Origin of the sequence: Massilioclostridium coli (assembly GCF_900095865.1) — a bacterium.
Lineage (GTDB): Bacteria > Bacillota > Clostridia > Oscillospirales > Ruminococcaceae > Massilioclostridium > Massilioclostridium facile.
Map to the genome: position 1 here is coordinate 1 of NZ_FMIZ01000004.1, position 26,598 is coordinate 26,598.

The window sequence follows — 26,598 nt, forward strand, 5'->3', positions numbered from 1 at the left end:
ACCATCAAGCTGATGTTAAACGCTGGTTCTTCCGCTCAACCTTGGGAAGAATATTTCAACGAAATTCCCTCCCCTACTCCGGAATATCCGCAGAAAATCCATCACGTTGGAGATAGTGGCAGTATTACTATAACTGTTGACGATGACAGTACAAGTACCCAACCGCTTGTAGTGGATACTACAGGGGGATTACCTGGTATTCCGGTAGCCTCCGGCGGAAACGTGACAATAGAGGGTCAGCAATATATATCAGAGACTATTCAACTATATTCTGATGGTACCGGCAAACGGGTTAGCCCTGTGAAAACCATTGTGCTGGATGGTTCGGAAACCTATTCGGTCAACGCTTCATCTACCAATACAACCAGATTTTACATTAGTGTTGCCGATATCAAAAGTTCCCTTGCACCAGCGTTATGTAGCCACGCCAAATATAAAGAAATTTGGGGTGGAGATGAGGTTGGATTCTATTTAAGTTCCAACTATATTGTGTTCCGCATGCCAAAAGCAGTGGTTGGTGAAACAAAAGACAGTGTCCAAAAGTGGATTGCGTCCCAACACAGCGCAGGTACTCCGTTAACAGTAATCTATCAGATTGCCACACCTACCGAATCAGAACTGGAAAAGGGCGAGGCGCCGAATGTCCAATCTGTACATACCTATTATTCCGATACCAATATCGAAAACGATAGTGATACTCATATGGATGTCCGGTATGTTGCGGACACAAAATTATATATTGATAACCACTCCGGCGGTGGAACGTCTTATAAAATCGGCGATGGACTTAAGCTGGAGGGTAACAAATTATCTGTAGACACTGCCACGGAAGTAGAGCGGGACAATACTAAGCCAGTTACATCGGCTGCGGTATATGCCCAAATTGGTAATATAGCAGCCTTACTGGCAGAAATTTAGGAGGGCAGACATGGAAGATGTAAAAATACAAATCGAACGTTTGCAGGGAGAAAAAGAAGCATTGCGAACAAAATTAGTAGGAATGGGACTTGCTAAATCTAGTGATGATCTAGAGGCATGTGTAACGGCTGTGGAAGGGATTGCGGATAATGGTGCAGTGTCCGGTAATATCAGTGCAGTGGCGGAACAATACTCTGTTCCAGCAGGCTACCACAACGGCACTGGGAAAGTACAGATTGCCAGTGTCGAACAAGCTAAAATCATTGCCGGCAATATCAAGAGCGGTGTTACCATTTTGGGGGTAGCCGGCTCATACGCTGGCGAAGGCGTAGACTTACAGGAAAAGACGGTAACCCCAACAAAAGCCCAACAGAATATTACTCCTGACGAAGGATATGATGGGTTATCCAAAGTAACGGTAGAGGCAATCCCTGCTAACTATGCAGATGTAACAGGAGTAACAGCAACCGAGGCGGACGTGCTAGCGACCAAAACATTTGTGACGGCGGCGGGCACAAAAACAGCAGGTACGATGGTTAACAACGGGGCTGTATCCGCTACGATTGACGGACTAACCACAGGCAGTTATACCATTCCAGCGGGATATCATGACGGCAAGGGGACAATATCCCTTACTGACGATATTGCGAACGCCCTAGCGGCTATCTAGGGGGGATAAGGTGAAATATGAGCGGGAAGAAAGATTTCTTATGACACTATCTCAAAACAAGCCATTAGGGACAATCGACAAATTTTTTTATCGAACAATTGAGACAAAAATAAGATTTTTGGAAGTTTTTGAAAAATACGGTATCGCCACACCTGATGGAGTAAGACTTGATGAGTTGCCAATAATATTGGCTGACTATTTGGAGGGATTAAATGCGGAACGAAAAAATACAGATTGATAGGCTTAATAACGCCAAAGCTGCTATAGCTGAGGCGATTGCAGCAAAAGGCGTACAAGTGCCAGAATCAACCAAACTGGATGGCTATCCTACTCTAATTAGTCAAATATCGACCAGTGGCTCTGGTGGCGGCAAGTCCATCCGTACCTGCCGAGTTGTCGTTGGCACGGCAGTAGCCGGATGGACAGAAAATGACTGTGATTATTTATGTGATGGAACATCAGATGAAGTGAAAATTCAGGCTGCTATTGATGCCCTACCGGAAGATGGCGGAGAAATTGTGCTGCTTGATGGACGATATGTTGTTACTGGAATTGATTTAAAAAATAACACACAACTTATTGGTAATGGATTGTCAACACAAATATATTCGGACACGAGCATTGGCCCTCAAGGAGTGTTGGTGTACGCTGGGTCAAATTGTGCATTGCGAAATATATCGCTATTGTTGGAAACCACAGACCTGAGTGGGACGGCTACTGCTATAAAAATTACGGGGAGCAATACCGAGGTGCGTAATGTACATTGTTCGGGGTTTATAGGAAATACAATTGAAATCGCTTCTTTTACAGCCGGAGCCATTAATAATATCAGTATTATTAATAATGTACTTGTAGGAGGAGCAAACAACTTGTCTGCTATTAAGATAAATAGTTGTACCAATTCGATAATTTCCGGCAATTATATTATTGATCACGAAGAAGATGGTATATCAATTATCAACAATATGTGCAAACACCTCAATGTGTCAAATAATGTGATTTCCAACGTGAAGGGATACGGGGTGCTTGTACAATCTGGATCGTGGTATAACATTGAAAATAACATCATTGAAACCAAGCAATCGGAATCAAGTGGTATTGCTTTTGGAGGAAGTTTTGGAAATATTTCTGGAAATACTATAGGCGGCGACCATGCCATGGCAAATTCCATCAAAATGTTGCCATCCAGTGTTAAATCATTCGTCACTGGGAATTTAGTGTTTGTCACAGGAATAGTGACCGGAGGAAAAGAAATTGTCGTAGAAAATAATGTCGTCATAAAAAACCAAGCTTCTGGGGGTGGAACAGATTGAAATATGAAGAAAAATTTTGCGTGCAAGGATTAACAATATTGTTATATCGGTATGTTGTTGCTTGGCAAGAGGACGAACAACATAAACAGTATTATTGTGTAGACAAACAGGAAGCAAACCAATACAGTGATAGATATGACGATGCGACAGTGCAACCAATAGAGGTTGATCCATCGGATGAATGGATAGATGGTATTACTATCCCAGAAACAACACATCCAATGGATGATGCGATTAAAATTTATGAAGCTGGGGAAAATGCCTGGCTAAATAGCAAATACATACCAAGTGCGGAGCAATCCGCACAGGCGTTAGCAGGAATACTACTTAACACCATAAAACCAGAAAACGACACCCAAAAATTAGAGTTATCAGGGTTGTACCCAGTATGGGTGGAAGGAAATCATCCATCCGGTGATATATGCAACGCTAGAGGTCAGACGTGGGAGTGTTATCAATCCCACGATACAGCAACCTATCCTGATATCACGCCAGATAACCCAGCATGGTATACCTTCTGGCGATCGTTACACGGGACAAGTCCGGAAACAGCCCGCCCATTTGTGCCAGTACAGGGCTCTCACGATATATATCATAGTGGCGAATACGCAATTTGGGAGGACGGCAATGTGTACAGATGTAGACAGGATACAAATTTTAGTCCCGGCGAATACCCGCAAGCGTGGGAGGTGGTAGAATAAGTGGATTTTATAATCGAATATTGGGTGGAATTTTTGTTCGGGGTACTTGCCGTAGGATTAACCGCTGTGCTATCTACTGGATATCATAGGCTAGCCAAAAAAGTGGAAGAACAGGAAAATGTTAAGGATGGCATACTGGCAATACTCCACGATAGGTTATATCAGTTATGCCAATACTATTTAGGGCAAGGGGTAATCACCCCAAATGCCCTTAAAAACGTAGAATACCTATACCGCAGCTACCACAGTTTGGGCGGGAACGGCACAGGCACAGAGCTATATACAAGGGTAACAAAATTACCCCTGGATTTGGAAGGAGTTGATGACAATGAAAATTAACTGGAAAGTACGAATCAAAAACCCTGTATGGTGGGCACAGATCATCATTGCTATTGTGTCCCCTATTTTGGTTGGGTTGGGGCTGCAATGGAGTGATATGACAACCTGGAAATCACTAGGACAAGCGTTATATGACGCTATCTGTAACCCTGTAATTGTAGTATCCGTCATTGCGTCCGTATGGACCGCCATCACAGACCCTACCACTAAGGGTACATCCGACAGTACACAGGCACTTACATATGACAGCCCAAAACAAGATTAATAGGAGGTAAATAATATGAGCATTAGAGGAATTGACTTATCTTATCACAATGGTACAGTAGATTTTGCGGCAGTGAAAGCAGCAGGCGCACAGTTTGCGATGCTACGGGCTGGGGTTGGCAGTGATATCGCTAGCCAGGATGATAAAAAATTTGTGGAATATATTACAGGCTGTGAGACAAACGGTATTGAATGGGGAGCGTATCTATACAGCTACGCTATGAATATGGACGAAGCAGACAGCGAAGCTAATCACATGCTACGGCTGTTACAAGGCCGTAAACCATCCTATCCAATTGTTATTGACATGGAGGACGCGGATGGATATAAGGCTAAAAGGGGTGGTATTTCCCGCCAAATGGCTACCGATATCATCAAACACTTTTGCCAAAAACTTGAATCCGCCGGATATTATGTAATGTGGTATGCAAATAAAGACTGGTACGAAAACAAATTATATCCAGGCCAGCTTACCGCATATGATTTCTGGTATGCCCGCCCTGATAAATCCGCGCCAGATAAATCTTGCGGTATTTGGCAGAATGAAATTGGTGAAACTGGCGGGCATTGGCCAGGTGTAAAAAATAATGCTGTAGGAGGATGTGATACCAATATTGCGTACAAAGATTATGCCGCAATGATCAAATCAGCAGGGTTAAACGGGTGGGTTGCTGGATCTTCCCCTACCCCACCCCAGCCAACAGGGACACAATATAGTGTTGGCGATGTAGTAACCGTATCCAGCTACTACGCATCTAGCACAGAAACAGACAGCAATAAGGCAGTAATTCCGTCCGAGTGGAAAACAGGCACGATTACCCGTATTGTAGAAGGCGCACGCAATCCATACTTACTGAATAACGGTAATTTAGGATGGTGCAACGACGGCGATATCAGAGGACGTGGGAGCATTACAGGTGGTTCCACTCCTCAATCTGTTACATACACGGTACAATCTGGCGATACTCTTTCTGGCATCGCCGCTAAATACGGGACAAGCTACCAGCACTTAGCTAGCATCAACGGTATTTCCAATCCAGATAAAATCTATGTTGGACAAAAAATCAAAATTAAATAGAACAACGTTGACAATTGAATAATAGACATAAAATAACCCAGCGGGACAAAATCCTGCTGGGTTATTTTTGTGCCATAGAAAATACATATAACATATATTATACTATAAACAAAGAATATTATTAATTAAAAACGAAATAATAACTTTAAGTTTTGCATATTGCAAGTAATTTGTTATTAGAAATTAATAAATATAATAATAAATTACCTTAATTCGATTTACTTTTTGCAATTTTGGTATTATAATAGTAACAATTAGCTAAATAATGATAAGTAAAGAGGAGAACAAAATGGAGTATGTTTTATTATCAAAACTTTTTTATCAAGATAGAGAAAAACAAAAAGCACTCTATCAAAAAAGGTACGAAAGTGAATCGACATATCATTTTAACTTTTATGTAAAAGAGCATCCTGCTTTTTGCGTTATATCAAAAGAAATACATGCTTTATGCTGTAATATTTACGAATATAAAAGTAAATTATATGAGATGCTATCCCAAATTCCAGGTGATATTATAAATCACTTTACTAAAACATGTTTAATTGATGAGGTAAAATTAACAAATGAGATTGAAGGAGTGCAAAGTACTAGGCAGGAAATAAATGCGCTTATTGAACACTTACCTTCACGCAAAAAGAATAGCCGGTTATATGGGCTAGTTAAAAAATATCTCCTTTTATTGGATATTAATGAAGAAATACCTTTAAACGCCTGTGAAGATATCCGTTCTTTATATAATGAGCTTTGCTTACCGGAAGTAATAGCAGAGGATAAAAATAACGCTCCTGACGGAAAGCTGTTCCGTAAAGAAATTGTAAATGTTTTATCACCTACCCAAAAACCTATACATCAAGGAAGTTATCCCGAAGCAAAAATTATATCAGAAATGGAACAAGCATTAAATATTTTACATGATGAAAAAATTCCATCATTAATACGCATTGCTGTATTTCATTATTTATTTGGATATATTCATCCGTTTTATGATGGAAATGGTAGAACGAACCGTTTTATTAGCAGTTATTTTTTATCAAAAGAGATAGAGCCTTTAGTAGCGTTACGTCTTTCGTATATGGTAAAATATCGGCTTAAAAACTATTATGATAGTTTTACTTATGGAAACGATCCTCATAATTTTGGTGATTTAACACCTTTTATTATTGAGTTTTTGACAATAATATTATATGCCCAACAAGATTTGTTGCAACGGCTAGAAGATGATAATAAACGGTTTTCTTTTTATCTGAATCAAATAGAAAACATGATAAAATCATCAGATGAATTAAAGGAGCCTGCATATAAAATATTATTTTATTTATTATTAAACTCTTTATTTAATGATAGAGGAATTAGTGTGGATGAATTAGCTAAAGAATCTGATATTAGTATTTCTACTGTTCGGAAATACATCAAAAAATTTAAAGAAGCTGGTTATTTGAAAATATCCAAAGAAAGTTACAACAATCTTTATGACATTGATTTAAACGTATTAGAAAGATATAATGATAAAACCCAGTAGGATTCATTTCCTACTGGGTTTATTTTTTATCAAAAATACTATTAAATTTTGTTACTAACGTGTTATTAGTAGAGTTCTTGAAATACATTTTACTGACCTCATTTTTATATTAAAACCGTGTTGCATTTCGTGTTGCATAATCTTGAAAATCATTAGATTTTTAGTCAAAAATCAAGAATTTTATGTAAAATCTTAGAACTAAAAAACATAAGAAAACCCCGTAACTACTGGATTTGTCAGTAATTACGGGGTTTTTGCTTTGGCGGAGAAGGAGGGACTCGAACCCTCGCGCCGGTTACCCGACCTACGCCCTTAGCAGGGGCGCCTCGTCACCAACTTGAGTACTTCTCCAAATGACAAGACACCTACCAAGTTTACGTTTGCTCCTTTTATAGAAGCGGTTACAGGGTGTCCACTTGCTAAAGGTAGACATTCCACTATAACACGTTAATCTTCGGTTGGCGGAGAGGGTGGGATTCGAACCCACGGTCCCTTGCGGGATCACTGGTTTTCAAGACCAGCTCCTTAAACCACTCGGACACCTCTCCAAATCAAATATTAAAATGATTTGCAACGACATTTATTATATCAAACAACTTGTATTTTGTCAACAAGTTTTCCAAAATAATTTAGAAAAACATCTTTCTTTGTAACAGTTTTCAGTGGAATCTATATGAAAAGCCTTATATAAAATTTGACAATATACTTTTTAAAGCAGAAAATGAATATACGACGGTATCTTTAAAAAATCTATTTTCTGTTTTATTTATCTCTACTATTGAATTAATAAAACAGCATTCTTGATATTTTTGAAATATTAAGAGTTAATTTTCAAAGGAAATATAATACTTAAACGCATATTAATCCCCCTCATTTCCATTAAATGAGGGGGATTGGCGATTTTTATGAAGAATATTTTTTCTTGCGCACAAAGGAGAAAATCCGTACAGAGTTAAGCATTGCTAGAATGGTAACACCAGTATCGGCAAATACGCCCAACCACATTGGTGCCAATCCAATCGCTACTAAGATAATAACAATCAATTTTATCAATAGTGCAAATGCAATATTAAATTTTACAACTCCCATACTGCGTTTTGCAAGGTGGATTGCTTTTGGAAGGTTTTGTAGTTGGTTTCCCATAATTACGACATCAGAAGAGTTGTTTGCTATTTCACTTCCTAATCCCATTGAAATTCCCAAATCTGCTGAAGCTAATACAGGGGCGTCATTAATGCCATCTCCAACAAAGGCTACTGTGTGGTTTGTTTTTAACCGTTGTAATTGTTCCACTTTATCCTGTGGCAACAAAGAAGCATGGTATTCGCTAATACCACATTGTTCTGCCACTGTTTTGGCAGCTTGAGAACTATCTCCTGTTAACATTACTACTTTTTGTACTCCATTTTGTTCTAATTCCTGAACAATTGTTTTACTGGCTTGTGGGATCGTTTCCTTTAAATAAATCATTCCAGCAATTTTACCATCAATACAAAGGTAGGAAGCCGCATAAGTTTTAGGGGTCATTTGATAACGAGCTAACAATTTTTGGTTTCCACATAATATTTGTTGCCCATCAATGATAGCGGAAACGCCAAAACCAGCAATTTCATTTACATCGGATACTTCCAGTTTTTCATTTTTTTGAGTATAATCACATATTGCCTGAGAGATTGGATGATTTGAGTATTGTTCTACTGCTGCCGCATAGGTATAAACCTGTTCTTGGGTAAATCCAGGCATTACATCAATCCGTTCTACCTCTATTTTTCCAGAAGTAATGGTACCTGTTTTATCCATAGCAACACAGTCAATTTTGGATAGGGTTTCCACATATTTTGTTCCTTTAATGAGGATACCTTGTTTTGAAATTGCTCCAATAGAGGAAAAGAAAGAAAGGGGAACAGAGATAACCAAAGCACATGGACAGGAAGCTACTAAAAAGATTAAAGAACGCAAAATCCATGTTTTAAAATCTAAAATTCCCAATAGTGGAGGAACTACGGCCAGAAGGATACCGCATATAATCACAATGGGCGTATACAGTTTGGAAAATCTTGTGATGAATTTTTCGGTTTTTCCCTTTTTTTCTGAAGAAGCATAAACCAAATTTAAAATTTGGGAAGCGGTAGAGTTTTCAAATGTCTTGTTCACCTGACAGGTAAGGGCACCAGATAAATTAATACTGCCGGATAACAATTGGCTACCTGTTTCTGCTGGAACTGGAATACTTTCCCCTGTTAAAGCTGAACTATCAATTGCGGAATGTCCAGAGAGGACAACACAGTCCAATGGGACTTTATCTCCAGCACGAACTAAGATTTTCTCTCCTATCTGTATTTCTTCCGCTTTTACCGGAACTGGAGTTCCGTCCTCTAATAAACGGTTGGCAGTATCAGGACGAATTTCGGTTAACGCTTTCAGATTTTTACGGGAGCGTTTGATTGCTACCTGCTCCAAAAATTCACCAATTTTAAATAAGAGCACTACCATACAAGCTTCTGGATGTTCCCCTAAAGCAAATGCTGCTACTGCTGCAATGGTCATTAAAGTATCTTCTTCAAATTTTAAGTGGAATAACCCTTTAATGCCGTTCCACAGTAAATCATATCCTGCTAGTAGGACACAGGCACCAAATAAGATGGTAGAAACAATTTCTGGAATCGGTAAAAACGCAAGAACAAAACAAGCAACAGAAATTCCATACAAAATGAAATCTATCTTTTTCATTTCCCCGTGGTCATGGTTGTGTTCATCTTGGTGTGTTTCCTGTTTCATCAAAGCTTCTCCTTCTACGCAAGCCTTACAGGAACAGTGTTCTTCTCCATGGTCATGTTCACAACAAGCATCATGGCACCTATGATGTTCTTCTTCATCTGGTGGATCATGGCTATCATGATGATGGTTGTGATGCTCATGACCTTCACATCCACAACTATCCTGTTCATGGCTTTCTACTTGCTGGCAGTGGCAATGTTGCTCATGGTTGTGATCATGGTGATGGCAATGGGAATTTTGAGGTTTTGTAAGCTGTTCAGCTGCCGCACATGCTTTACAAGAACATTTTGACATAATAAAACCGCCTTTCTAAAAATGTCTTTTTTATTTTGTAATAGAACGATCTTCCCGAATGTGGTCTAATGATTGGAAGATAATCCCTTTTACATGGTCGTCATCTAAGGAATAAAAAATTTGTTTTCCTTGACGGCGATATTTGACTAACTTGGAGGATTTTAAGATTCGTAACTGGTGGGATACCGTACTTTGATTTAAAGACAATAGTTCACAAATATCACAAACACAAAGTTCATCTTTTCCTAACGCACAAATAATTTTTAGCCTTGTATTATCTGAAAATATTTTATATAGTTCTGCTAACTCCTCAATTTCCTCTAAAGTAGGAAAATTTTGTTTTGCTAAATCAATCAAATTTTGATGAGGGCAGTTTTCACTACAAACTGGAACATTACATTCGTTCAATTTAGTCACCTATTTTAATATATGCACATATATTCATATGTTAATCTTATAATAACTCTTTTTTTATCTTTTGTCAAGGTTCATTTTTTATAAAATCCAACTTATTTTTTGCGTTATTACATAGTTTTTTACAATGTTTTTTGTTTAATAATACAAAAATAAATGTAAATTACACAAAAAATTATTGATTTTATTTGAGCCTTATCGTATAATGATTATGTTTTGTATATAATTTATATAAAAATAAAATACATTATTAATTTTAAAATAGGGAGTGTGCATATGTTGACCCAAAAAGAACAAAAGGTCCTGGATCACATTTTAAAAGATCATACCTATCAGCAATCAGAAATTATTGCGATTATGCAGGATATCCAGCAAGAATATCATTATTTGCCACAGGAGGCTTTATGCTATATAGCTGACCAACTAAAATTGCCAGAAGCAAAGGTATACAGTGTTGCCACCTTTTATGAAAATTTTTCCTTAGAACCAAAAGGAAAATATGTTATCAAAATTTGTGATGGCACGGCATGCCATGTAAGAAAATCGGTGCCAATTTTAGAAGAATTCCGAAAATCCTTAGGATTGTCCGATTCCAAACACACGACGGATGACATGATGTTTACTTTAGAAACAGTATCCTGCCTGGGGGCTTGTGGGCTAGCGCCAGTCTGTACTGTAAATGACAAAGTCCATCCTTCTATGACTCCAGAAAAAGCAAAAGAATTGATACAAACTCTAAAACAGGAGGAAGCATCCAATGAGAATTAATACATATAATGATTTGGTTCAGATGAGGAAAGAATACAAGGCTTCCCTGGATAGCCAGTACAAACAAATCCTGATTTGCGCAGGTACAGGGTGTGTTGCAGGTGGTTCTCTGGATATTTACGCACGAATGCAGGAATTGCTCAATGAAAAAGGGCTGCATACCTCATTAGTATTAGAAAAAGAACCACATGAACATGGTTCCGTTGGTATCAAAAAAAGTGGTTGCCATGGTTTTTGTGAAATGGGCCCACTACTCCGCATTGAACCACAAGGATATTTATATATCAAGGTAAAAGTAGAAGATTGTGAAGAAATCATCGAAAAAAGTATCCTTCATGATGAAGTTGTAGAACGCCTGATTTATAAAGACGCAGAACATTCTTATAGTAAACAAGAGGAAATTCCTTTCTATAAAAAACAGACCCGTATTGCTTTAGAACACTGTGGACATATCAACGCAGAATCCATTAAGGAATATATTGCTGTTGGCGGTTATAGCGCTATGGCAAAAGCTTTATTTGAAATGGACAGCCAGCAAATTGTTGATGAAATTTCTGAGAGTAATCTGCGTGGCCGCGGAGGCGGAGGCTTCCCCACTGGTGTGAAATGGGCACAGGTACTGGCTCAACCACAAGAGGAAAAATATATTGTCTGTAATGGGGATGAAGGTGACCCGGGTGCATTTATGGACCGGAGCATTATGGAAGGGGACCCTCATCGTGTCATTGAAGGAATGATTATTGCCGGAATCGCTACAAAAGCACATCATGGCTATATTTATGTGCGTGCGGAATACCCACTGGCAGTAAAACGGTTGAATACTGCTATTGCAAAAGCGAAGGAAAAAGGGATGCTGGGAAAAAATATTCTGGATTCTGGTTTTGATTTTGATTTACATGTTAACCAGGGTGCAGGCGCATTCGTTTGTGGAGAAGGTAGCGCACTTACTGCCTCCATTGAAGGGAACCGTGGCATGCCACGTGTAAAACCTCCTCGTACTGTAGAACAGGGCTTATTTGGAAAGCCAACTGTATTGAACAATGTAGAAACATTTGCCAATGTTCCTTCTATCATTTTAAAAGGGGCAGATTGGTTTAAAACAATTGGTCCAGAAAATAACCATGGTACAAAAGCATTTGCTTTAACTGGAAACGTAAACAATACCGGATTAATCGAAGTGCCAATGGGAACTACTTTACGTGAAGTTATTTTTGACATTGGCGGCGGTGTAAAAGGCGGAGAATTCAAGGCAGTACAAATTGGTGGTCCTTCTGGCGGATGCTTATGCTTAAACCATAACCATCTGGATTTACATTTGGATTATGACTCCTTAAAAAAAGTTGGCGCTATGATCGGAAGCGGCGGCATGGTTGTTATGAATGATAAAAGCTGTATGGTAGAAGTTGCCCGCTTCTTTATGAAATTTACCCAAAATGAGTCTTGCGGAAAGTGTGTTCCATGCCGTGAAGGGACAAAGCGTATGTTGGAACTGTTAGAAGATATTGTTGCTGGACGTGGTACCATGGAGCATATCACTATGTTAGAAGAATTATCTCAGATGATTTCCGAAACCGCATTGTGTGGATTAGGTAAAACAGCTGCTTATCCTGTCATTAGTACTTTAAAATATTTCCGTGAAGAGTATATCGCCCATGTAGTGGATAAAAAATGTCCAGCTGGGGAATGTAAAGCACTGTTAAACTACGTTATTGACCCAGAAAAATGTAAAGGTTGTAGTAAATGCGCAAGGGTCTGTCCAGTTGGCGCAATCAGCGGAGAAATCAAAAAGCCTTTTGTTATTGATACAAGCAAATGTATCAAATGTGGCAGCTGTAAAGAAGGCTGTAAATTCAATGCCATTCGGGAGGAATAAGAACAATGCCAAATTATATGATTGTAGATGGAATCCATGTGGAATTCGACCAGGAAAAAAATATTTTAGATGTTGTGCGGAAAGCAGGAATCGAATTGCCTACCTTGTGTTATTACTCTGACCTGTCCATTTACGGCGCATGCCGTATGTGTGTAGTGGAAGATGAACGTGGAAGGATTATGGCTTCCTGTTCCACTCCTCCAAAAAATAAAATGGTAATCCAAACCAATACTCCAAAATTGCAGAAATACCGGAAGATGATTCTGGAATTGTTGTTATCTGCTCACTGTAGGGATTGTACGGTTTGTGAAAAAAGTGGAAAATGTAAATTGCAGGATTTAGCATACCGTTTCGGCATTAAATCTGTACGCTTTGCAAATACCACCGTCAAAAAACCGATGGATACTTCTTCGAAAGCGATTGTACGTGATCCTGGAAAATGTATCCTTTGTGGTGACTGTGTACGTATGTGTAATGAGGTACAAAACGTTGGGGCAATTGATTTTGCATACCGTGGTTCCAATATGATTGTCAGCCCTGCGTTTGAACGGAGTATTGCGGAAACAGACTGTGTCAACTGTGGCCAATGTGCGGCTGTCTGTCCAACAGGGGCAATTACCATTAAAAACGAAATTGACCGGGCATGGGACGCAATTTATGACCCAACTAAACGAGTTGTCGTCCAAATCGCTCCAGCTGTCCGTGTTGCGTTGGGGGAAGAGTTCGGTCTGCCTGCTGGAGAAAACGTAATGGGTAAAATCGCGGCTAGCTTGAGGAAAATGGGATTTGACCATATCTATGATACCAACCTTTCCGCTGACCTAACGGTTACAGAGGAAGCGGCGGAATTTGTAAAACGAATCAAAAAGGGGCAGACAAAAGAATTCCCATTGTTCACATCCTGTTGTCCAGCATGGGTACGTTATATGGAGACCAAACATCCAGAGTTAATGCAATATGTATCCTCCTGTAAATCCCCAATGCAGATGTTTGGGGCAGTAATTAAAGAATACTATCGGGAACAGGACGAAATGGATGACCGTCAGACCTTTATGATTGCTATTATGCCATGTACCGCAAAAAAAGCAGAAGCCGCACGGGAAGAATTTGTCCGGGAAGGTGTGCCGGATATTGACCTAGTTTTAACTACTTCTGAATTATGCCAGATGATTAAAGAAACTGGTATTAAATTTAACGACCAGGAACCAGAAGCTTCGGATATGCCGTTTTCCTTGTATTCTGGTGGTGGTGCTATCTTTGGGGTTACTGGTGGTGTTACAGAAGCTGTGATTCGTCATGTGATGGATGACAAAAGTTCCGTCGCATTGCGGGAACTAGAATTTATTGGTGTACGTGGCGCGGACGAGATAAAAGAATGTGAAATCGAAGTGGAGGGAAATCCAATCCGAATTGCTGTAGTAAGCGGGTTAAATAATGCGGAAACAATTATCCAACAAATTACCAACGGAGAACGCCATTACGATTTTGTAGAAGTAATGGCCTGCCCAGAAGGTTGTATTTCTGGAGCAGGGCAGCCATTTAATCTTCGTGGAGGACGTAAAATGCGAGCAAGAGGTATTTATCGTGTGGATAAAGTTGCGCAAATTAAACGTTCTGGAGAAAACCCAATGGTAAAAGAATTGTATAATGGTATTTTGAAGAACCGGACCAAAGATTTATTACATGTTCATTACCATAAATAATACATAAAAAATAAACGGAAGATTTTATTGCTTCCGTTTATTTTTTATGTATAAATATCTTGCATGTCATGATATAGCTTTTCAGCAAATATATATGACACATTATCATATGATTCCTTTTAGAATGAATTAATTACCGGATTTTCTATATCGAGTCAATATTTTTTGAAGTGCCTATCAAAAGTAGAATGTACTGAATATCCAAATAAAAGTGCGATTTTTTCAATAAAAAAATTTATAGAGGTACTTTTAACAATAAACAGTTCAATATATCTAATAAAAATCAACTATTTTTGTTTATTTATTCTATTATGATGTAATTTATAGCAGAGTATAATAAACTTATCTTTTATGTTCAAGGAGGAAAAGAAAATATGAAGTTAAAACGACTTTTGAGCGTTGTGCTTTCTGCAACGATGGCAGTATCCGTTATTGGTACAGTGCTTCCAGCATTTGCATTGGAAGATGACGGTTTGGAGGTATCTGCTTTTCAAACAAGTTCCCGCTATGATCTGGGAATTGATGCTGATAATGTGCGGATTGGTTGGGAAATTGATGCGGAAAACCGTGGTATGGTACAGTCCGAATACCATGTAATCGTAAAGGATAGCAAAGATACCATTGTATGGGACAGTGGATGGGTTACATCAGACCAACAAACAGGTATCCGGCCACAAGGGCTAAAGCCGGAAACAGTGTACACCTATCAAGTCAATATTAAGGACCAAAGTGGAACAGAATCCGGTTGGAGTGATCCTAAAACGATCGAAACCGCTCCGGCAAAAGTGGATGGGCAATGGATTGCTTCCGATAGTTTATTGAGAAAAACCTTTGAGCTGGATCAGCCATTGGAAAACATAGATCGGGCACGTTCTTATATAGGTAGCACTTCTTATATGGAGCTGCGAATGAATGGTAATAAAGTAGGGGATATGGTGTTGGCACCTAAAAAACCGGTTGCTGATTTAGAATGTTATTATAATACTTATGATATTTTGCCTTATTTGCAGGACGGAAAAAATACAATTGGCGTTATGGTAAGCGGTGTCAATTCGCTGGGTGATCGTGCTGCTGGTATGATAAAAATTTATTATAAAGATGGTACGACCCAAACGATCTCTACTGATACCAATTGGAGGGCTTCTGCAAAATCAGAAATTACACGAGAAAATTTATCTACTGGGGAAGATGTCAATGCCAATTTGCGTGACAGTTGGGATACTAACGATTATGTAGAGGATGAAACCTGGTCAAACGCATTACCAGCAGGACCTACTATTGTGGATGGACAATTACGTATCCCTTCCAATAGCGGTATTTATTACAGCAAACAATCTTTTAGTGGGGATTATACCATTCACGCAACAGTAACTCCAAGACAGAATGCGTATGGGTTAGTATTTGGACATGGAAATCCAAACCCTGGCATGTGGCAGTTTAATGTGGAAGGGGCAGGAGTATTGCGTGCCCACCATCCAGGACAGTGGACAACAGTAGATACCATCCCTTGCGATGATATAAAAAAAGACGTTCCAATTGATGTTGCCGTTACGATCCAAGGAACAACAGTAACAACTTCTGTCAATGGAAACACTATCCATACCACCACTGTAGGAGAAGGGGAAACGACTGGTCCAATAGGAATGCGAGCGGCCTTAAATGAATCCTTTGATTTGGACAAAATGTGGGTAGAACAAAATGGAGAGGTGATCTTTGAAGATAATTTCGATACAGTAGATTATGAAAAATGGAATTTTCCATCTTCTCCTGATTTAGTCCCTTCTATCAGCGGTACAAAAGTAATTGATGAAATTAAACCAATTTCAGTCCATGAAAGTATATCTGTGGATAAAACTCGTCCCTATGCGGAAGATGGGGCGTTGGTTCTGCCAACCAACTGTGGTACATTCTATTCCAACCAATCTTTTAGTGGGGATTATACCGTTGAGGTAGCAGCAAAAACTAACAGTGTATTCGGATTTTTGTTTGGTAGTGGAAATCCAAACCCATGTATGTGGCAGATTAAACCAGATAACAACGGTGCGCTTTATCTGCATCGACCAGGAGATTGGACTGATATTAAAGGCATTTTTGGGACACCAGGGGTTGATCCAATCAATGATTGGGTACATATGAAAATTGAAGTAAAAGGCAACCATGTGGCTACCTATATTGGTGATATTTTAGTGGATGAAGTAGATCTTCCAGAAGGTAGTACGACAGGACCATTGGGATTCCGTACAACCATAGATGAAAGCAGTACAGTGGATTATGTACGTGTTACTCAAAACGGGCAGGTGGTATTTGAGGATAATTTTGATAAAATAGACTCTTCCAAATGGGCTGGTTTTATTGAACCAACTACCAATTATGTTTTGGATTACGGAAAAAATATGCAGGGTTATGTAAAAGTAGATACCACTGGACCAAAAGGTTCCACGATCTCTGTAAAATATGCGGAATTGCTAAATGAAGATGGTTCGATTAACGGGACATCAACCTTCCACCACCCATATTGTAGTTATACCCTTTCCGGAGGGGAAGATAGCTTTGAACCTAGATTTTTCTATACTGGGTTCCGTTATGTAGCGGTAGAGGGGGTTCAGGGAGAATTTGACCCGAATGATTTCACCGCTTGCTTTGTCAGCGATGATGTAACACAAACAGGTTATTTTGATTCTTCCAATGACCGTTTGGATCAGGTATTTGATATGTACTACCAATCCCAACGTTCTAATATGATGAGCAATTATACCGATTGTCCACAACGTGAAAAGAATGGTTGGACTGGGGATGCTTCCGTTATTAAAGAATCTGCGGCAATGATGTTGGATGATTATACTACAGCGGAAGCATTTATGAAAACTATGTATTTGGACATTACTGAAGAAGGGCAGCCATTTACAGTGGTACCTTGGGTTTCTACTGATATTGCCACTAATGCTGGATTTGATATTACCTGGACATCCGCTTATTTTGTTTTCCCATATCAGACCTATATGCAGACAGGAGATCCATATTATCTAGAAATGGCATATGAACCATTGACAAGGGTATTTGATTACTATAAATCTTTGGATAAAGATGGGGATTATATTGTAACTGATAATGTTTATGGTGACTGGCTGGGATACGATAACCAGGAAGGAAAAATTGACCGTGGATTTTTAACTGCGCCATATTTTTACTATTGTGGTTGCTTATTAGCTGAAATGGCGGATGTTATCGGAGAAGACCATACAGAGTTAGATGCTTATTTAGATAATGTATATCAGGCATTGCAGAATACCTATAATAAAGAGACTTATTTCAGTACCGAAACCCAAACTGCAAATGCAATGGCATTGGATTTTGAAATTGTACCACCTGAAAATAAAGAAGCGGTAGTACAAACATTGGTGAACGCTGTTACCAACGCTAATACCACCATTAAAACCGGTGTATTGGGAACAAAATCCATTTACAGCGCACTGGGAGAAGCCAACCAGCATAAAACATTATTGGATATGACTATAACCCCAGAAAAATGTTCTTTTGGCTATATGATTGATAACGGTGCGACAACCTTGTGGGAATATTGGGATAAATTTGGTGAAACCTTTAACTCTAACTTAACTCCAAATGATGTAGGTGCTTATGATTCCCAAAACCATGCCATGATGGGAGGCGGTCCAGCAACCTGGATGTTTAAAGGACTGGGAGGAATTACCGAAACCGAAGCAGGTTATGAGGAAATTACCTATCGCCCAGGTATCGAAAGTGAATTAGAATATGTAGATAGTTCGATTGATACCATTAGAGGGTTGGCGGAATCCAATTGGGATATAGTAGACGGCGACCTGATATGGGATGTAACTGTTCCAGCAAACAGTACCGCAACGATTAAAATCCCAATGAAAGACGCGAAAACTATTACCGAATCTGGCAATGATATTTTCCAGAAAGATGGAAATGGAATAACCTATGTAGGCCAGGAAGAAAACGGTGACTATGTATACACAGTAGGCAGTGGAAGTTACCACTTTGTAGCGAGTGAACAAGGTAGCGTAGTAGAAGAATCAGATAAAGATATCTTGAACAAAGTGATTACCTACGCAGAAGAACAGAAAGCATCTGATGACTTTAACAATGTCATCAAAGATGTACAGGAAACCTTTAATGCAGCATTGGATGCAGCGAAAGAAGTAGCAGCAGATCCAGCAGCAAATCAGGAAACAGTAGATGCAGCATGGAAAGCATTAATGACAGAAATTCATAAACTAGGCTTTGTGAAAGGCGATATTACTTCTTTGGAAGATTTGGTAGCATTGGCAGAAAGCTACGATATGGATGACTATGTAGAAGCAGGTCAGGCAGAATTCTTAGAAGCATTGAAGGCAGCACAAGATTTATTAATGGATAAAGACAATGCAATGGCGGAAGAAATCGAAACAGCAGAAAGTAATCTGTTGAACGCGATGTTAAATCTGAGATACAAAGCGGATAATTCTATCCTGGAAAAAGTGATTGCAGAAGCGAATGAAGTTGATTCCAATGCATACACAGCAGAAAGCTATGCAGTATTGGAAGCAGCAGTAGCAGAAGCGAACACAGTGATGGTGAACGAAGATGCAACCCAGGAAGAAGTAAACGCAGCAGTAACAAGTGTACAAGAAGCAATGAAAGGTCTGGTAGCAGTAGAAAAACCATCTACCGAAACATCAGATGACAACAAAGCGGATAGTACACAAACAGGGCAAGAATCTACCACACCAAAAGCAAACGCAGCGAAAACAGGAGATTTTGCTCCAATTGCAGGAGCGGCAGCAATGGCAGTAGTAGCAGGGGCGGTACTGTTGATTTCCCGTAAGAAAAAATAACTTGAATTAGGGACATTTTTTCTTTCTTAGTAATAAAAATCAGGGGATCCAAATCGGACCCCTGATTTTTATTATTTTACTTGTATAAGAAAACCCCCGACTGTGTCAGGGGTTCCCAAAAGCTTTAGCGGTGAGTATGCAAAAAAACTCCTTTTGGTAAAATATAAGTGCGGCCTGACAACTGCACAAAAAACCAAAAGGAGGGCATTCGAGATGAATGACAATAAAAGTTTAGCACACACAACATGGAATTGCAAATATCACATAGTCTTTGCGCCAAAATACAGAAGGCAAATTTTCTATGGAGAGCACAGAGTAGAAGTGGGGAAAATATTAAGGGAATTGTGCGAATGGAAAGGGATAACGATAATAGAGGCGGAAGTGTGCCCAAATCACATACACATGCTGGTAGAAATACCACCAAAAGAAAGTGTATCAGGATTCATGGGATATTTGAAAGGAAAAAGCAGTATATTGATACACGAAAGACATGGAAATTTAAAATATAAATATGGGAACCGAAGCTTTTGGTGCAGGGGATACTATGTAGATACAGTAGGGAAGAATAAGAAAAAGATAGCAGAGTATATACAAGATCAGCTGAAAGAAGACCAATTACATGACCAACTAACATTGAAAGAATACATGGACCCGTTTACGGGTAGCAAGTAACAATCCATTCGCAGGTGTGAGGACGTAAAAAGCGCCTGGGGGCGCTGCTAGTAACAGAGCCTTACAGGCGCATCTGTAAAACCCTCGGCTATGCCGGGGGATATTTATTTTTTATCTGTCGTTATTAGCAACATTATCATATTATAGGCGTTACTCTTACGGTATCTGTTATGACGGACGATATAGTTGAATTCAGCACTAATCTGAAACTATTTTTTCCTATGGTGTAGGTTTTAAATGAATATAACTTTTTTATAGATGAAAATAGATAAACTTTGGTAGTTTTTTGAGGGGAAGTGCTTTAAAAAATATCATGATTTTAGTATCTAATAAATTTTTTAGATAGTAAAAACAACAATTGGAATCTATTGAGTGATAAATAAAAATTATGCTTTTTTCGTAATATCTTTGTTTTGATTGTTACAAATAGTATAATACAATCTATAAATTCAATATGTAAATTTAGAGATTAAAAAATAGATCATATTTTGTGTAATTGAACAGATAAGTTATTTTATATGCTAAATAAAAATTCATGAAAACGAATGGGGTTTTATGACTTGTAAAATGGGTTATAGTGCAATAAAAATACTCATAATATTCATAACAATAATTTATACAAATAGACAATCCATTATTTCCCTAAAAGTTATCTTATACAAATAAAATGATAAAATATTTAGATGTAAAATTAATTTTAAAAAATGGATTAGAAGATTCTTTTTATATTTTTGTCAATATTTTTTTACCGTAAAAAACAACCACAGGTCACTATTAAAGTGACCTGTGGCTGATAAGGAGATTGTTTTAATTTATTTATAGAGAAAAAGAACATAAAGATTGATCATATTATTTTTTCTTGTGGGAAATCAACAGTACTGTTCCTGCTACTACTATTGTTATCGCTCCTGCGATTGGGGTTATATCCCCTGTTTTCGCTGCGTTTGTTTTGGTTGTTGTAAATTCTTGTCCTGTTTGTGTACCTTCTGTTTTGTCTGTGTCTGGTGTTTCCGTAGTATCTTTTTCTACTGCTACCAAACCTTTCATTGCTTCTTGTACACTTGCTACTGCTGTATCTACTTCTTCCTGGGTTGCGTTTTCATTTTCCAGTACTGCTTTTGCTTCATTTACTGCTGCTGTCAGTACTGCGTAGCTTTCTGCTGTGTATACGTTTGCATCTACTTTTCCTGCTTCCGCTATCACTTCTTCCAGGATGGTTTTATCCGCTTTGTATCTCAGGTTCAGCATTGCGTTTAGCAGATTATCTGCTGCTTCATTGATTTCTGACTGCATTGCATCACCATTTTGGTAAACTGCTTGTGCTGTTTCCAATGCTGCGGTGAAATCCGCTTTGCCTGCTTCTATATAACGGTCTAGTTCAGCATTAATTCCGTTTGCTGCTTCGATTAAGCTTGCTAGTTCTGCTTTATCCCCTGCGATAAATCCTAATTTATGGATTTCGTTCAACAAGGTCTGCCATGCAACATCCACTTCTTTCTGTGTTGCTACCGCATTGTCTGCCACTGCTTTCGCATTTTCCAATGCTTTATCAAAGGATTTTTGTACCGATTCAATGGCATTATCATATTCACCACTTGATTTTGCATTTTCTGCATAGGTAATCACAGAATTTAAGATATCTTTATTTACTTCTACAGTTACTGATTTGGTATAAGTTTTTAAAACAACATTACCTGTCATACCAAAATCGCGGGACTGATTGTTTTCAGAATCAGCGTTTCCTGTCCATCCAGGATACCGGTCATTTGTAGTGTGTTCCTCATATAATCCACCTGGACGATATAAATCCCTTAAAGCATTCATTAAAATACTGGTAACTTCAACTTTAATTGTATTTTCTCCAGGAGATAAGAAATCTGTTATATCGGCTACAGTGTCACGTGGATTTAATACAGATACCTTTTGTCCATTAACATAAACAGCACCTGTCTGTCCGCTAATGGATTCAATATCCAAATATGCACCATTACTACTATTCCAGTTATCTGGAAGGGTAAATGTTGTCTCATAATATCCAATACCGGATACATATTCACCTAATTCCGGAATGTCTTTCCAGGATATAAGGTCAGAGATTGGACCAACATTAATATTTTCTTTGCTAGTAGGCCAAATATATTCTGTAGAGGAATAAGCTGGAGAAACAGGATCACCAAAGAGACGTTCTGATGCTTCCTCACCGATAATATCAGAAGCCCAACCTTCTGGACGGGATTCTGTAGCATATTCTTGGATACCGTTCAAATCTGGAGACCATTTTTCAACAGTCAAATTCCAGGTTGGCAACTCAATATCATTTGGAACCGTGATATCTTGTGTTACAGTGGAACCATCACTTAATGTAGCCGTATAGTTACCGGTTTGAGAAGCGAGCATATAAACGGAACCCTCTGAAATATATGCTTTATCTGCAGTTGTACTGACAACATGTAGGCTATCGGCACTATTTTTATCCAGTACTACCATAGTGGCGTCACCAGGTTCAACTGTTAAGGAAAATACTGTTTTACCATTTTGTAAACTATAGTTCAATGGTTCTATTTCACCAGTATAAGCATTGTATTGATAAGGTTTACCAGGTATATCGAGTGTGATTTCAACTTCATAAGCTTCTTGCTGATCCCATCTGTGGTTATATGCGTACAGATAAACTTCATCATTAGTTTCACGCATTGTAGTTACAATATTGTGATTGGTTTCATCAAATGCTGCACGTGGATAAACGCCAAGTTCTTGCAATGCTAAGTAAGCATCATTATCAATACCATTTTCAGATGCAGTCACTGTCCTTGAGTTTGGTAAAGCTTTGATTTGTGCAACAACTGCCTGTACTTCTTCATCAGAATCATAACTGTACATGGATTTGCTAGCTGCTTCTCCATGCTGCCAGGTATTGTAAACAGTATCGCTTTGGCATTCAATTACTTCACTCAACCCATTTACAAATACAACTGGTAAACCTTGCTGAGCAAACTCAAGCAGTTTTTTTGCGCTGGAAAGTGAGATCTGTTCCTGATAGAGGATGACAGCTTTATATCCCATTGTGTCAGGATTAATCTGTCCATCTTTAAATTCAATATATTCTTCATTTTCTAAAATTGATGGAGCAAAGTACTCATAGTTATAACCCATCTGTTGCATAGTCAAATCTCTGAAGTAATGGCCTACTTCATATTGTGCAGGTGTTTGGAGTGCCTCCGCTCTACGGTGTAAACTATCAAAGTGATAGTCGGTACGTAGGATTGCAAAATCCATTTTTGAAACGCCTTGTTGCAACATTTTTTGATAGCGGGAAATCATGGTTGTCCATTCTTTGTAATGAATGCTGGATGGTTGCCTTTCACTAAACCGTTCTGGATAGGTATTTAGCATTCCGTCGTTTCCAGGCCATAATACTTGGTCGCTACCTACAATACTGGAATAACCATGTAACACATTTTTTTGGACACCGCCAGCAAATGCTGCATAAATATGTTGTGTATGCTGGTCAATATTCATTTTATAGGTTGCGTTACCCAAAGCGCCCATCTCAACAGAATATAGTTTATTAAATACATGGGCTCCTCCGGACATACCACGGTATCGGTCAATTTGTGATTCAAAGTCAAGGGATTCCGTCTCAACACCGTCTACAAACTCAGCCGGAGTCGAAATTTCAAAAGGCTGGTTGTAGGAAATTTCTGCACGCAGTGTCATACCTTTTTCATGCAGCCATTCACGCAGAGGTTCCAGTGTGTTTTCTGAATACATTTTAGTTACATATTCTAGGATATCGTTTCTGACCTGAGCAGTTTTGCCTTTATCTGCGTCAGAATAAGCTTCATAAAAGCTAGTAGCTCCACCGGAGCGGTGGTTACCACGGACAAATGGAATCCACGGAATAGGATCATATCCATATTCTTCCATAAATCCTTCTCTCATCTCTAAGCCCCAAATCATTTCCCGATTATTACGGTTAAAACAGCTTAGTTCAAGAGAGTCCATATACAGTTCTACCTTGCCGTTTTCCCGGATTAATTCTTCCATATCCGGTGTAAGAATATATTCATCCCAATATTCTTTCAAAGCTTCGATTCCATAGGGGTCCATATAATTGACAGTATAGTTTGTAGCCACGGATGGTTCAGCGGTTTGACAGGTACCATGAAGCCATATTGCCACAATATGGACAGGATAACCTGTGTTATTAGTATATTCTACTGTATTTGTGTTGGTATCCACTGCTCCTTCTGCCATTAGGTCAACAGGTGTAATATCATGAACCTGATATTCTCCAACACTAACATCATTGATCCTGCTACCATTGGATTCAGTGCTTTCCAGTGTATATGCATAAACACCTTGCAACTCAAACTCAGGCTCATATATTTCTTTGATTGCATCCGGGATTGTAGGGAGTGTAAGAGCTCCAGAATAGCTTTGTCCAGCTTCGACTGTATTGGTTGTTATATTTAATTGTTTCAAAGCGGCTTTATTGTCTGGATTAAAGCTTTCTCCATCATAGGTAAAGGTATCAGGGAGATTTGCAGATTCCCAGTTAGTACCACTTGTCATAGCAATACCCATATCCAGTTCAGTTGCTTTTTTTATGAGAAGTTTTGTATCATTGACCCATTCGGCAGAACCCCAGCCATAGTAGGAACGCTGTGAATCGTAAGCACCACCATTATCAGGCATAGCTAAAACTTCGACACCAGAAAAACCTTGATCATGTATTTTTTCCATTTCTTCTTCCAAAGTCGCATCGGTATGATGTCCTTCATTTAGCCACCAACGTGCCCATGGCCAAAAATTTTCTTCTGGTTCGTCATACATTTGATGTAATTTTTGAGTAAAAGAATCTTCCACATTTGTTGTGGGAATTTTTCCGCTTCCTGTTGCCGCAATAACAGTACTAATTGGCTGAAGCGATGCGGTAACAAGAATGGCTGCTAGTAATGCAGCTAGACTTGATTTTAATTTTTTGGACATATCTTTTTCTTCCTTCCTTTGCGAACGGCTCTTTTTTAAAAAATTAGTTTCCTCTTCATTATTATTTCTGGTTAGAATCTATTTGCTTTAAAAATATATTCCCCCTTTACTTTTTACCTTAAATTTTATAAAACAAAGATGCGGTAATATGCCATATACACCTCCTTTATGGCAGCTATCCATACTGTTGGAAAAATTGAAACTCAAACTTCAACATGGATCCGATTAGCAGTAGGTTAGATATTCGCATCTGTTTTAGTGAATATAAAAAATAGTAGCTATCCCTAAATATAAAGTTGTGATTTGCAAATTGATAATGATATTTTTCATTGTTTCGATCTATGAATGGAACTATATGTAAAAATGATATAAATATTAATAATTATGATAAAAATATTATATAAAACGCTAAAATTGTTGTCAATGGAAAGGGTTGCGGATTTAAAAAACAAAAACAGAAAGTTTCTTGTATAGTAAATGACAAACTTTTTATAGATGTATACAAAGGTAGAAACAATGCAGATAAAGCCAAAAATAAGAAAAAATTACCAGTATCTAATTATATTTTCCAGTATCCTATAATCAACATTTTATTTTTTGGTATCCATATATCATTCAATATTTTTTATACATTTTTCTTTCCGTAGATGTAATTATATCTTATTGTCTAAAGCATAAATTATATCTAAGATTCAGTTCGCCATATCACATGTTCAAAATAACAAGTTATTTATTGCGATCTATCATCATAATCTAAAAAAGAATTCGAATATAGTTTACATTCAAACTTATTTGTTTTATATTCTCAAAATAGATTATTTGATTGATGTGAGTTATGACACTTGTAATTTATAAAAAGAAAAAAGTCCGAATGCGATATACATTCGGACTTAGTTTAGAAAGGTCAAACAAAATAGATGCGATTTGGTTGTGAGAAAATTACCTTGATAAAAGAAACGAGTCCAAACACAATATGCGTCCGGACTCAATCTGGCGGAGAGAGAGGGATTCGAACCCTCGGTAAGGTGTTTGCCCTACACACGATTTCCAGTCGTGCGCCTTAGACCAGCTCAGCCATCTCTCCAGTTATAAAATTGTAAGCTGTTTCATCAGACAGCTTAATTATTATAGCATGATGATCGAATTATGTCAATATCTTTTTTAAAATTTTTTTATTTTAAATAAAGTATTGTAACCCCTTGATTAAATGATTTTATCTTTTGCTTGATACGAGGATGTTTCAGACATTTTTGAATCATATTTTGTAGGGTTGTACCAGAATGATACCCATGGATAATATGAACTTCTTTTACATTTATACTAATAGAGTTTAAAAGTTGTTCTAAATAACGTTTCGCTTGTTCTTTTACCATATTGTGTAGATCCACAGTTATAATTTGTTTTTTATTATCTAAAGTCATAATATTAACCTTATTCCTATAA

General features: G+C 38.2%; 18 protein-coding genes and 3 tRNA genes. 14 read left to right on the top strand and 7 right to left on the bottom strand.

Translation table 11 applies throughout. The features are described from left to right. The 9 genes from BQ2683_RS13320 to BQ2683_RS00115 all read left to right on the top strand — a co-directional run. Positions 1-918: hypothetical protein (locus tag BQ2683_RS13320; RefSeq protein ID WP_159427338.1), on the top strand; the 918-nt coding region annotated here is incomplete at its 5' end. A 10-nt stretch (positions 919-928) separates the two neighbouring features. After that, the gene (locus BQ2683_RS00080; RefSeq protein WP_069986655.1) at positions 929-1,588 is read left to right on the top strand and encodes a hypothetical protein; all 660 of its coding nucleotides are present in this window, start codon (positions 929-931) and stop codon (positions 1,586-1,588) included. A 10-nt stretch (positions 1,589-1,598) separates the two neighbouring features. Then, positions 1,599-1,826: a hypothetical protein gene (locus BQ2683_RS00085; RefSeq protein ID WP_069986657.1), complete on the top strand. Its 228-nt coding sequence runs from the start codon at positions 1,599-1,601 to the stop codon at positions 1,824-1,826. Beyond that, positions 1,801-2,901, top strand: coding sequence for a right-handed parallel beta-helix repeat-containing protein (locus BQ2683_RS00090; RefSeq protein ID WP_069986659.1), 1,101 nt, complete (start codon positions 1,801-1,803; stop codon positions 2,899-2,901). Before BQ2683_RS00085 ends, BQ2683_RS00090 begins: the two co-directional genes overlap by 26 nt. Beyond that, positions 2,898-3,602, top strand: a complete 705-nt coding sequence (locus BQ2683_RS13575; protein WP_235843866.1) for a hypothetical protein — start codon at positions 2,898-2,900, stop codon at positions 3,600-3,602. The genes BQ2683_RS00090 and BQ2683_RS13575 overlap by 4 nt, the downstream gene beginning before the upstream one ends. After that, on the top strand, positions 3,603-3,941 hold the full coding sequence (locus tag BQ2683_RS13945) for a hypothetical protein (protein WP_069986660.1): 339 nt from the start codon (positions 3,603-3,605) through the stop codon (positions 3,939-3,941). After that, on the top strand, positions 3,931-4,206 hold the full coding sequence (locus BQ2683_RS00105) for a phage holin (protein ID WP_083256300.1): 276 nt from the start codon (positions 3,931-3,933) through the stop codon (positions 4,204-4,206). Before BQ2683_RS13945 ends, BQ2683_RS00105 begins: the two co-directional genes overlap by 11 nt. A 15-nt stretch (positions 4,207-4,221) precedes the next feature. After that, positions 4,222-5,283, top strand: a complete 1,062-nt coding sequence (locus tag BQ2683_RS13770; RefSeq protein ID WP_069986662.1) for a GH25 family lysozyme — start codon at positions 4,222-4,224, stop codon at positions 5,281-5,283. Positions 5,284-5,572: 289 nt separating this feature from the next. After that, positions 5,573-6,802 (top strand): Fic family protein, encoded by a 1,230-nt coding sequence (locus tag BQ2683_RS00115; protein WP_069986664.1) that lies wholly within the window; start codon positions 5,573-5,575, stop codon positions 6,800-6,802. A 260-nt stretch (positions 6,803-7,062) separates the two neighbouring features. Here BQ2683_RS00115 and BQ2683_RS00120 read toward each other — a convergent pair. From BQ2683_RS00120 to BQ2683_RS00135, 4 genes are all read right to left on the bottom strand, one after another. Continuing rightward, a tRNA-Ser gene (locus BQ2683_RS00120) sits at positions 7,063-7,153 on the bottom strand. 108 nt (positions 7,154-7,261) lie between these two features. Further along, positions 7,262-7,350: transfer RNA gene (locus tag BQ2683_RS00125), tRNA-Ser, on the bottom strand. A gap of 355 nt (positions 7,351-7,705) precedes the next feature. Next, entirely contained in the window at positions 7,706-9,874 is a 2,169-nt protein-coding gene (locus tag BQ2683_RS00130) for a heavy metal translocating P-type ATPase (protein WP_083256302.1), read from the bottom strand. A gap of 30 nt (positions 9,875-9,904) precedes the next feature. Further along, positions 9,905-10,282 (bottom strand): ArsR/SmtB family transcription factor, encoded by a 378-nt coding sequence (locus BQ2683_RS00135; RefSeq protein ID WP_083256303.1) that lies wholly within the window; start codon positions 10,280-10,282, stop codon positions 9,905-9,907. 282 nt (positions 10,283-10,564) lie between these two features. Here BQ2683_RS00135 and nuoE point away from each other — a divergent pair, with 282 nt between their 5' ends. The 5 genes from nuoE to tnpA all read left to right on the top strand — a co-directional run bounded on the left by nuoE (position 10,565) and on the right by tnpA (position 20,163). Beyond that, positions 10,565-11,056 (top strand): NADH-quinone oxidoreductase subunit NuoE, encoded by a 492-nt coding sequence (nuoE, locus tag BQ2683_RS00140; RefSeq protein WP_069986668.1) that lies wholly within the window; start codon positions 10,565-10,567, stop codon positions 11,054-11,056. Next, complete coding sequence (gene nuoF, locus BQ2683_RS00145) at positions 11,046-12,929, top strand: NADH-quinone oxidoreductase subunit NuoF (protein WP_069986671.1); 1,884 nt, start codon at positions 11,046-11,048, stop codon at positions 12,927-12,929. Before nuoE ends, nuoF begins: the two co-directional genes overlap by 11 nt. Before the next feature lie 5 nt (positions 12,930-12,934). After that, positions 12,935-14,632 carry a [FeFe] hydrogenase, group A gene (locus tag BQ2683_RS00150; protein ID WP_069986673.1) on the top strand — a complete coding sequence of 566 codons (1,698 nt, stop codon included), beginning with the start codon at positions 12,935-12,937 and terminating at the stop codon, positions 14,630-14,632. A 374-nt stretch (positions 14,633-15,006) separates the two neighbouring features. Continuing rightward, positions 15,007-19,491, top strand: coding sequence for a family 78 glycoside hydrolase catalytic domain (locus BQ2683_RS00155; RefSeq protein ID WP_069986675.1), 4,485 nt, complete (start codon positions 15,007-15,009; stop codon positions 19,489-19,491). A gap of 213 nt (positions 19,492-19,704) precedes the next feature. Beyond that, a complete protein-coding gene (tnpA, locus tag BQ2683_RS00160; RefSeq protein ID WP_069986677.1) occupies positions 19,705-20,163 on the top strand; it encodes an IS200/IS605 family transposase in 459 nt (152 codons plus the stop codon). Between the two features lie 849 nt (positions 20,164-21,012). Here tnpA and BQ2683_RS00165 read toward each other — a convergent pair. The 3 genes from BQ2683_RS00165 to BQ2683_RS00175 form a co-directional block, all read right to left on the bottom strand. After that, on the bottom strand, positions 21,013-25,155 hold the full coding sequence (locus tag BQ2683_RS00165; protein WP_069986679.1) for a glycosyl hydrolase: 4,143 nt from the start codon (positions 25,153-25,155) through the stop codon (positions 21,013-21,015). Between the two features lie 991 nt (positions 25,156-26,146). Next, a tRNA-Ser gene (locus BQ2683_RS00170) sits at positions 26,147-26,239 on the bottom strand. 88 nt (positions 26,240-26,327) lie between these two features. Further along, complete coding sequence (locus tag BQ2683_RS00175; RefSeq protein ID WP_069986681.1) at positions 26,328-26,576, bottom strand: Smr/MutS family protein; 249 nt, start codon at positions 26,574-26,576, stop codon at positions 26,328-26,330. Positions 26,577-26,598: the final 22 nt, after the last annotated feature.

Excerpts from the sequence above, each read along its gene's own strand:
- BQ2683_RS00080 (WP_069986655.1), top strand. The coding sequence starts at position 929 with ATGGAAGATGTAAAAATACAAATCGAACGTTTGCAGGGAGAAAAAGAA.
- BQ2683_RS00090 (WP_069986659.1), top strand. The coding sequence starts at position 1,801 with ATGCGGAACGAAAAAATACAGATTGATAGGCTTAATAACGCCAAAGCT.
- BQ2683_RS00105 (WP_083256300.1), top strand. The coding sequence starts at position 3,931 with ATGAAAATTAACTGGAAAGTACGAATCAAAAACCCTGTATGGTGGGCA.
- BQ2683_RS13770 (WP_069986662.1), top strand. The coding sequence starts at position 4,222 with ATGAGCATTAGAGGAATTGACTTATCTTATCACAATGGTACAGTAGAT.
- BQ2683_RS00115 (WP_069986664.1), top strand. The coding sequence starts at position 5,573 with ATGGAGTATGTTTTATTATCAAAACTTTTTTATCAAGATAGAGAAAAA.
- BQ2683_RS00130 (WP_083256302.1), bottom strand. The coding sequence starts at position 9,874 with ATGTCAAAATGTTCTTGTAAAGCATGTGCGGCAGCTGAACAGCTTACA.
- nuoE (WP_069986668.1), top strand. The coding sequence starts at position 10,565 with ATGTTGACCCAAAAAGAACAAAAGGTCCTGGATCACATTTTAAAAGAT.
- nuoF (WP_069986671.1), top strand. The coding sequence starts at position 11,046 with ATGAGAATTAATACATATAATGATTTGGTTCAGATGAGGAAAGAATAC.
- BQ2683_RS00150 (WP_069986673.1), top strand. The coding sequence starts at position 12,935 with ATGCCAAATTATATGATTGTAGATGGAATCCATGTGGAATTCGACCAG.
- BQ2683_RS00155 (WP_069986675.1), top strand. The coding sequence starts at position 15,007 with ATGAAGTTAAAACGACTTTTGAGCGTTGTGCTTTCTGCAACGATGGCA.
- tnpA (WP_069986677.1), top strand. The coding sequence starts at position 19,705 with ATGAATGACAATAAAAGTTTAGCACACACAACATGGAATTGCAAATAT.
- BQ2683_RS00165 (WP_069986679.1), bottom strand. The coding sequence starts at position 25,155 with ATGTCCAAAAAATTAAAATCAAGTCTAGCTGCATTACTAGCAGCCATT.
- BQ2683_RS00175 (WP_069986681.1), bottom strand. The coding sequence starts at position 26,576 with ATGACTTTAGATAATAAAAAACAAATTATAACTGTGGATCTACACAAT.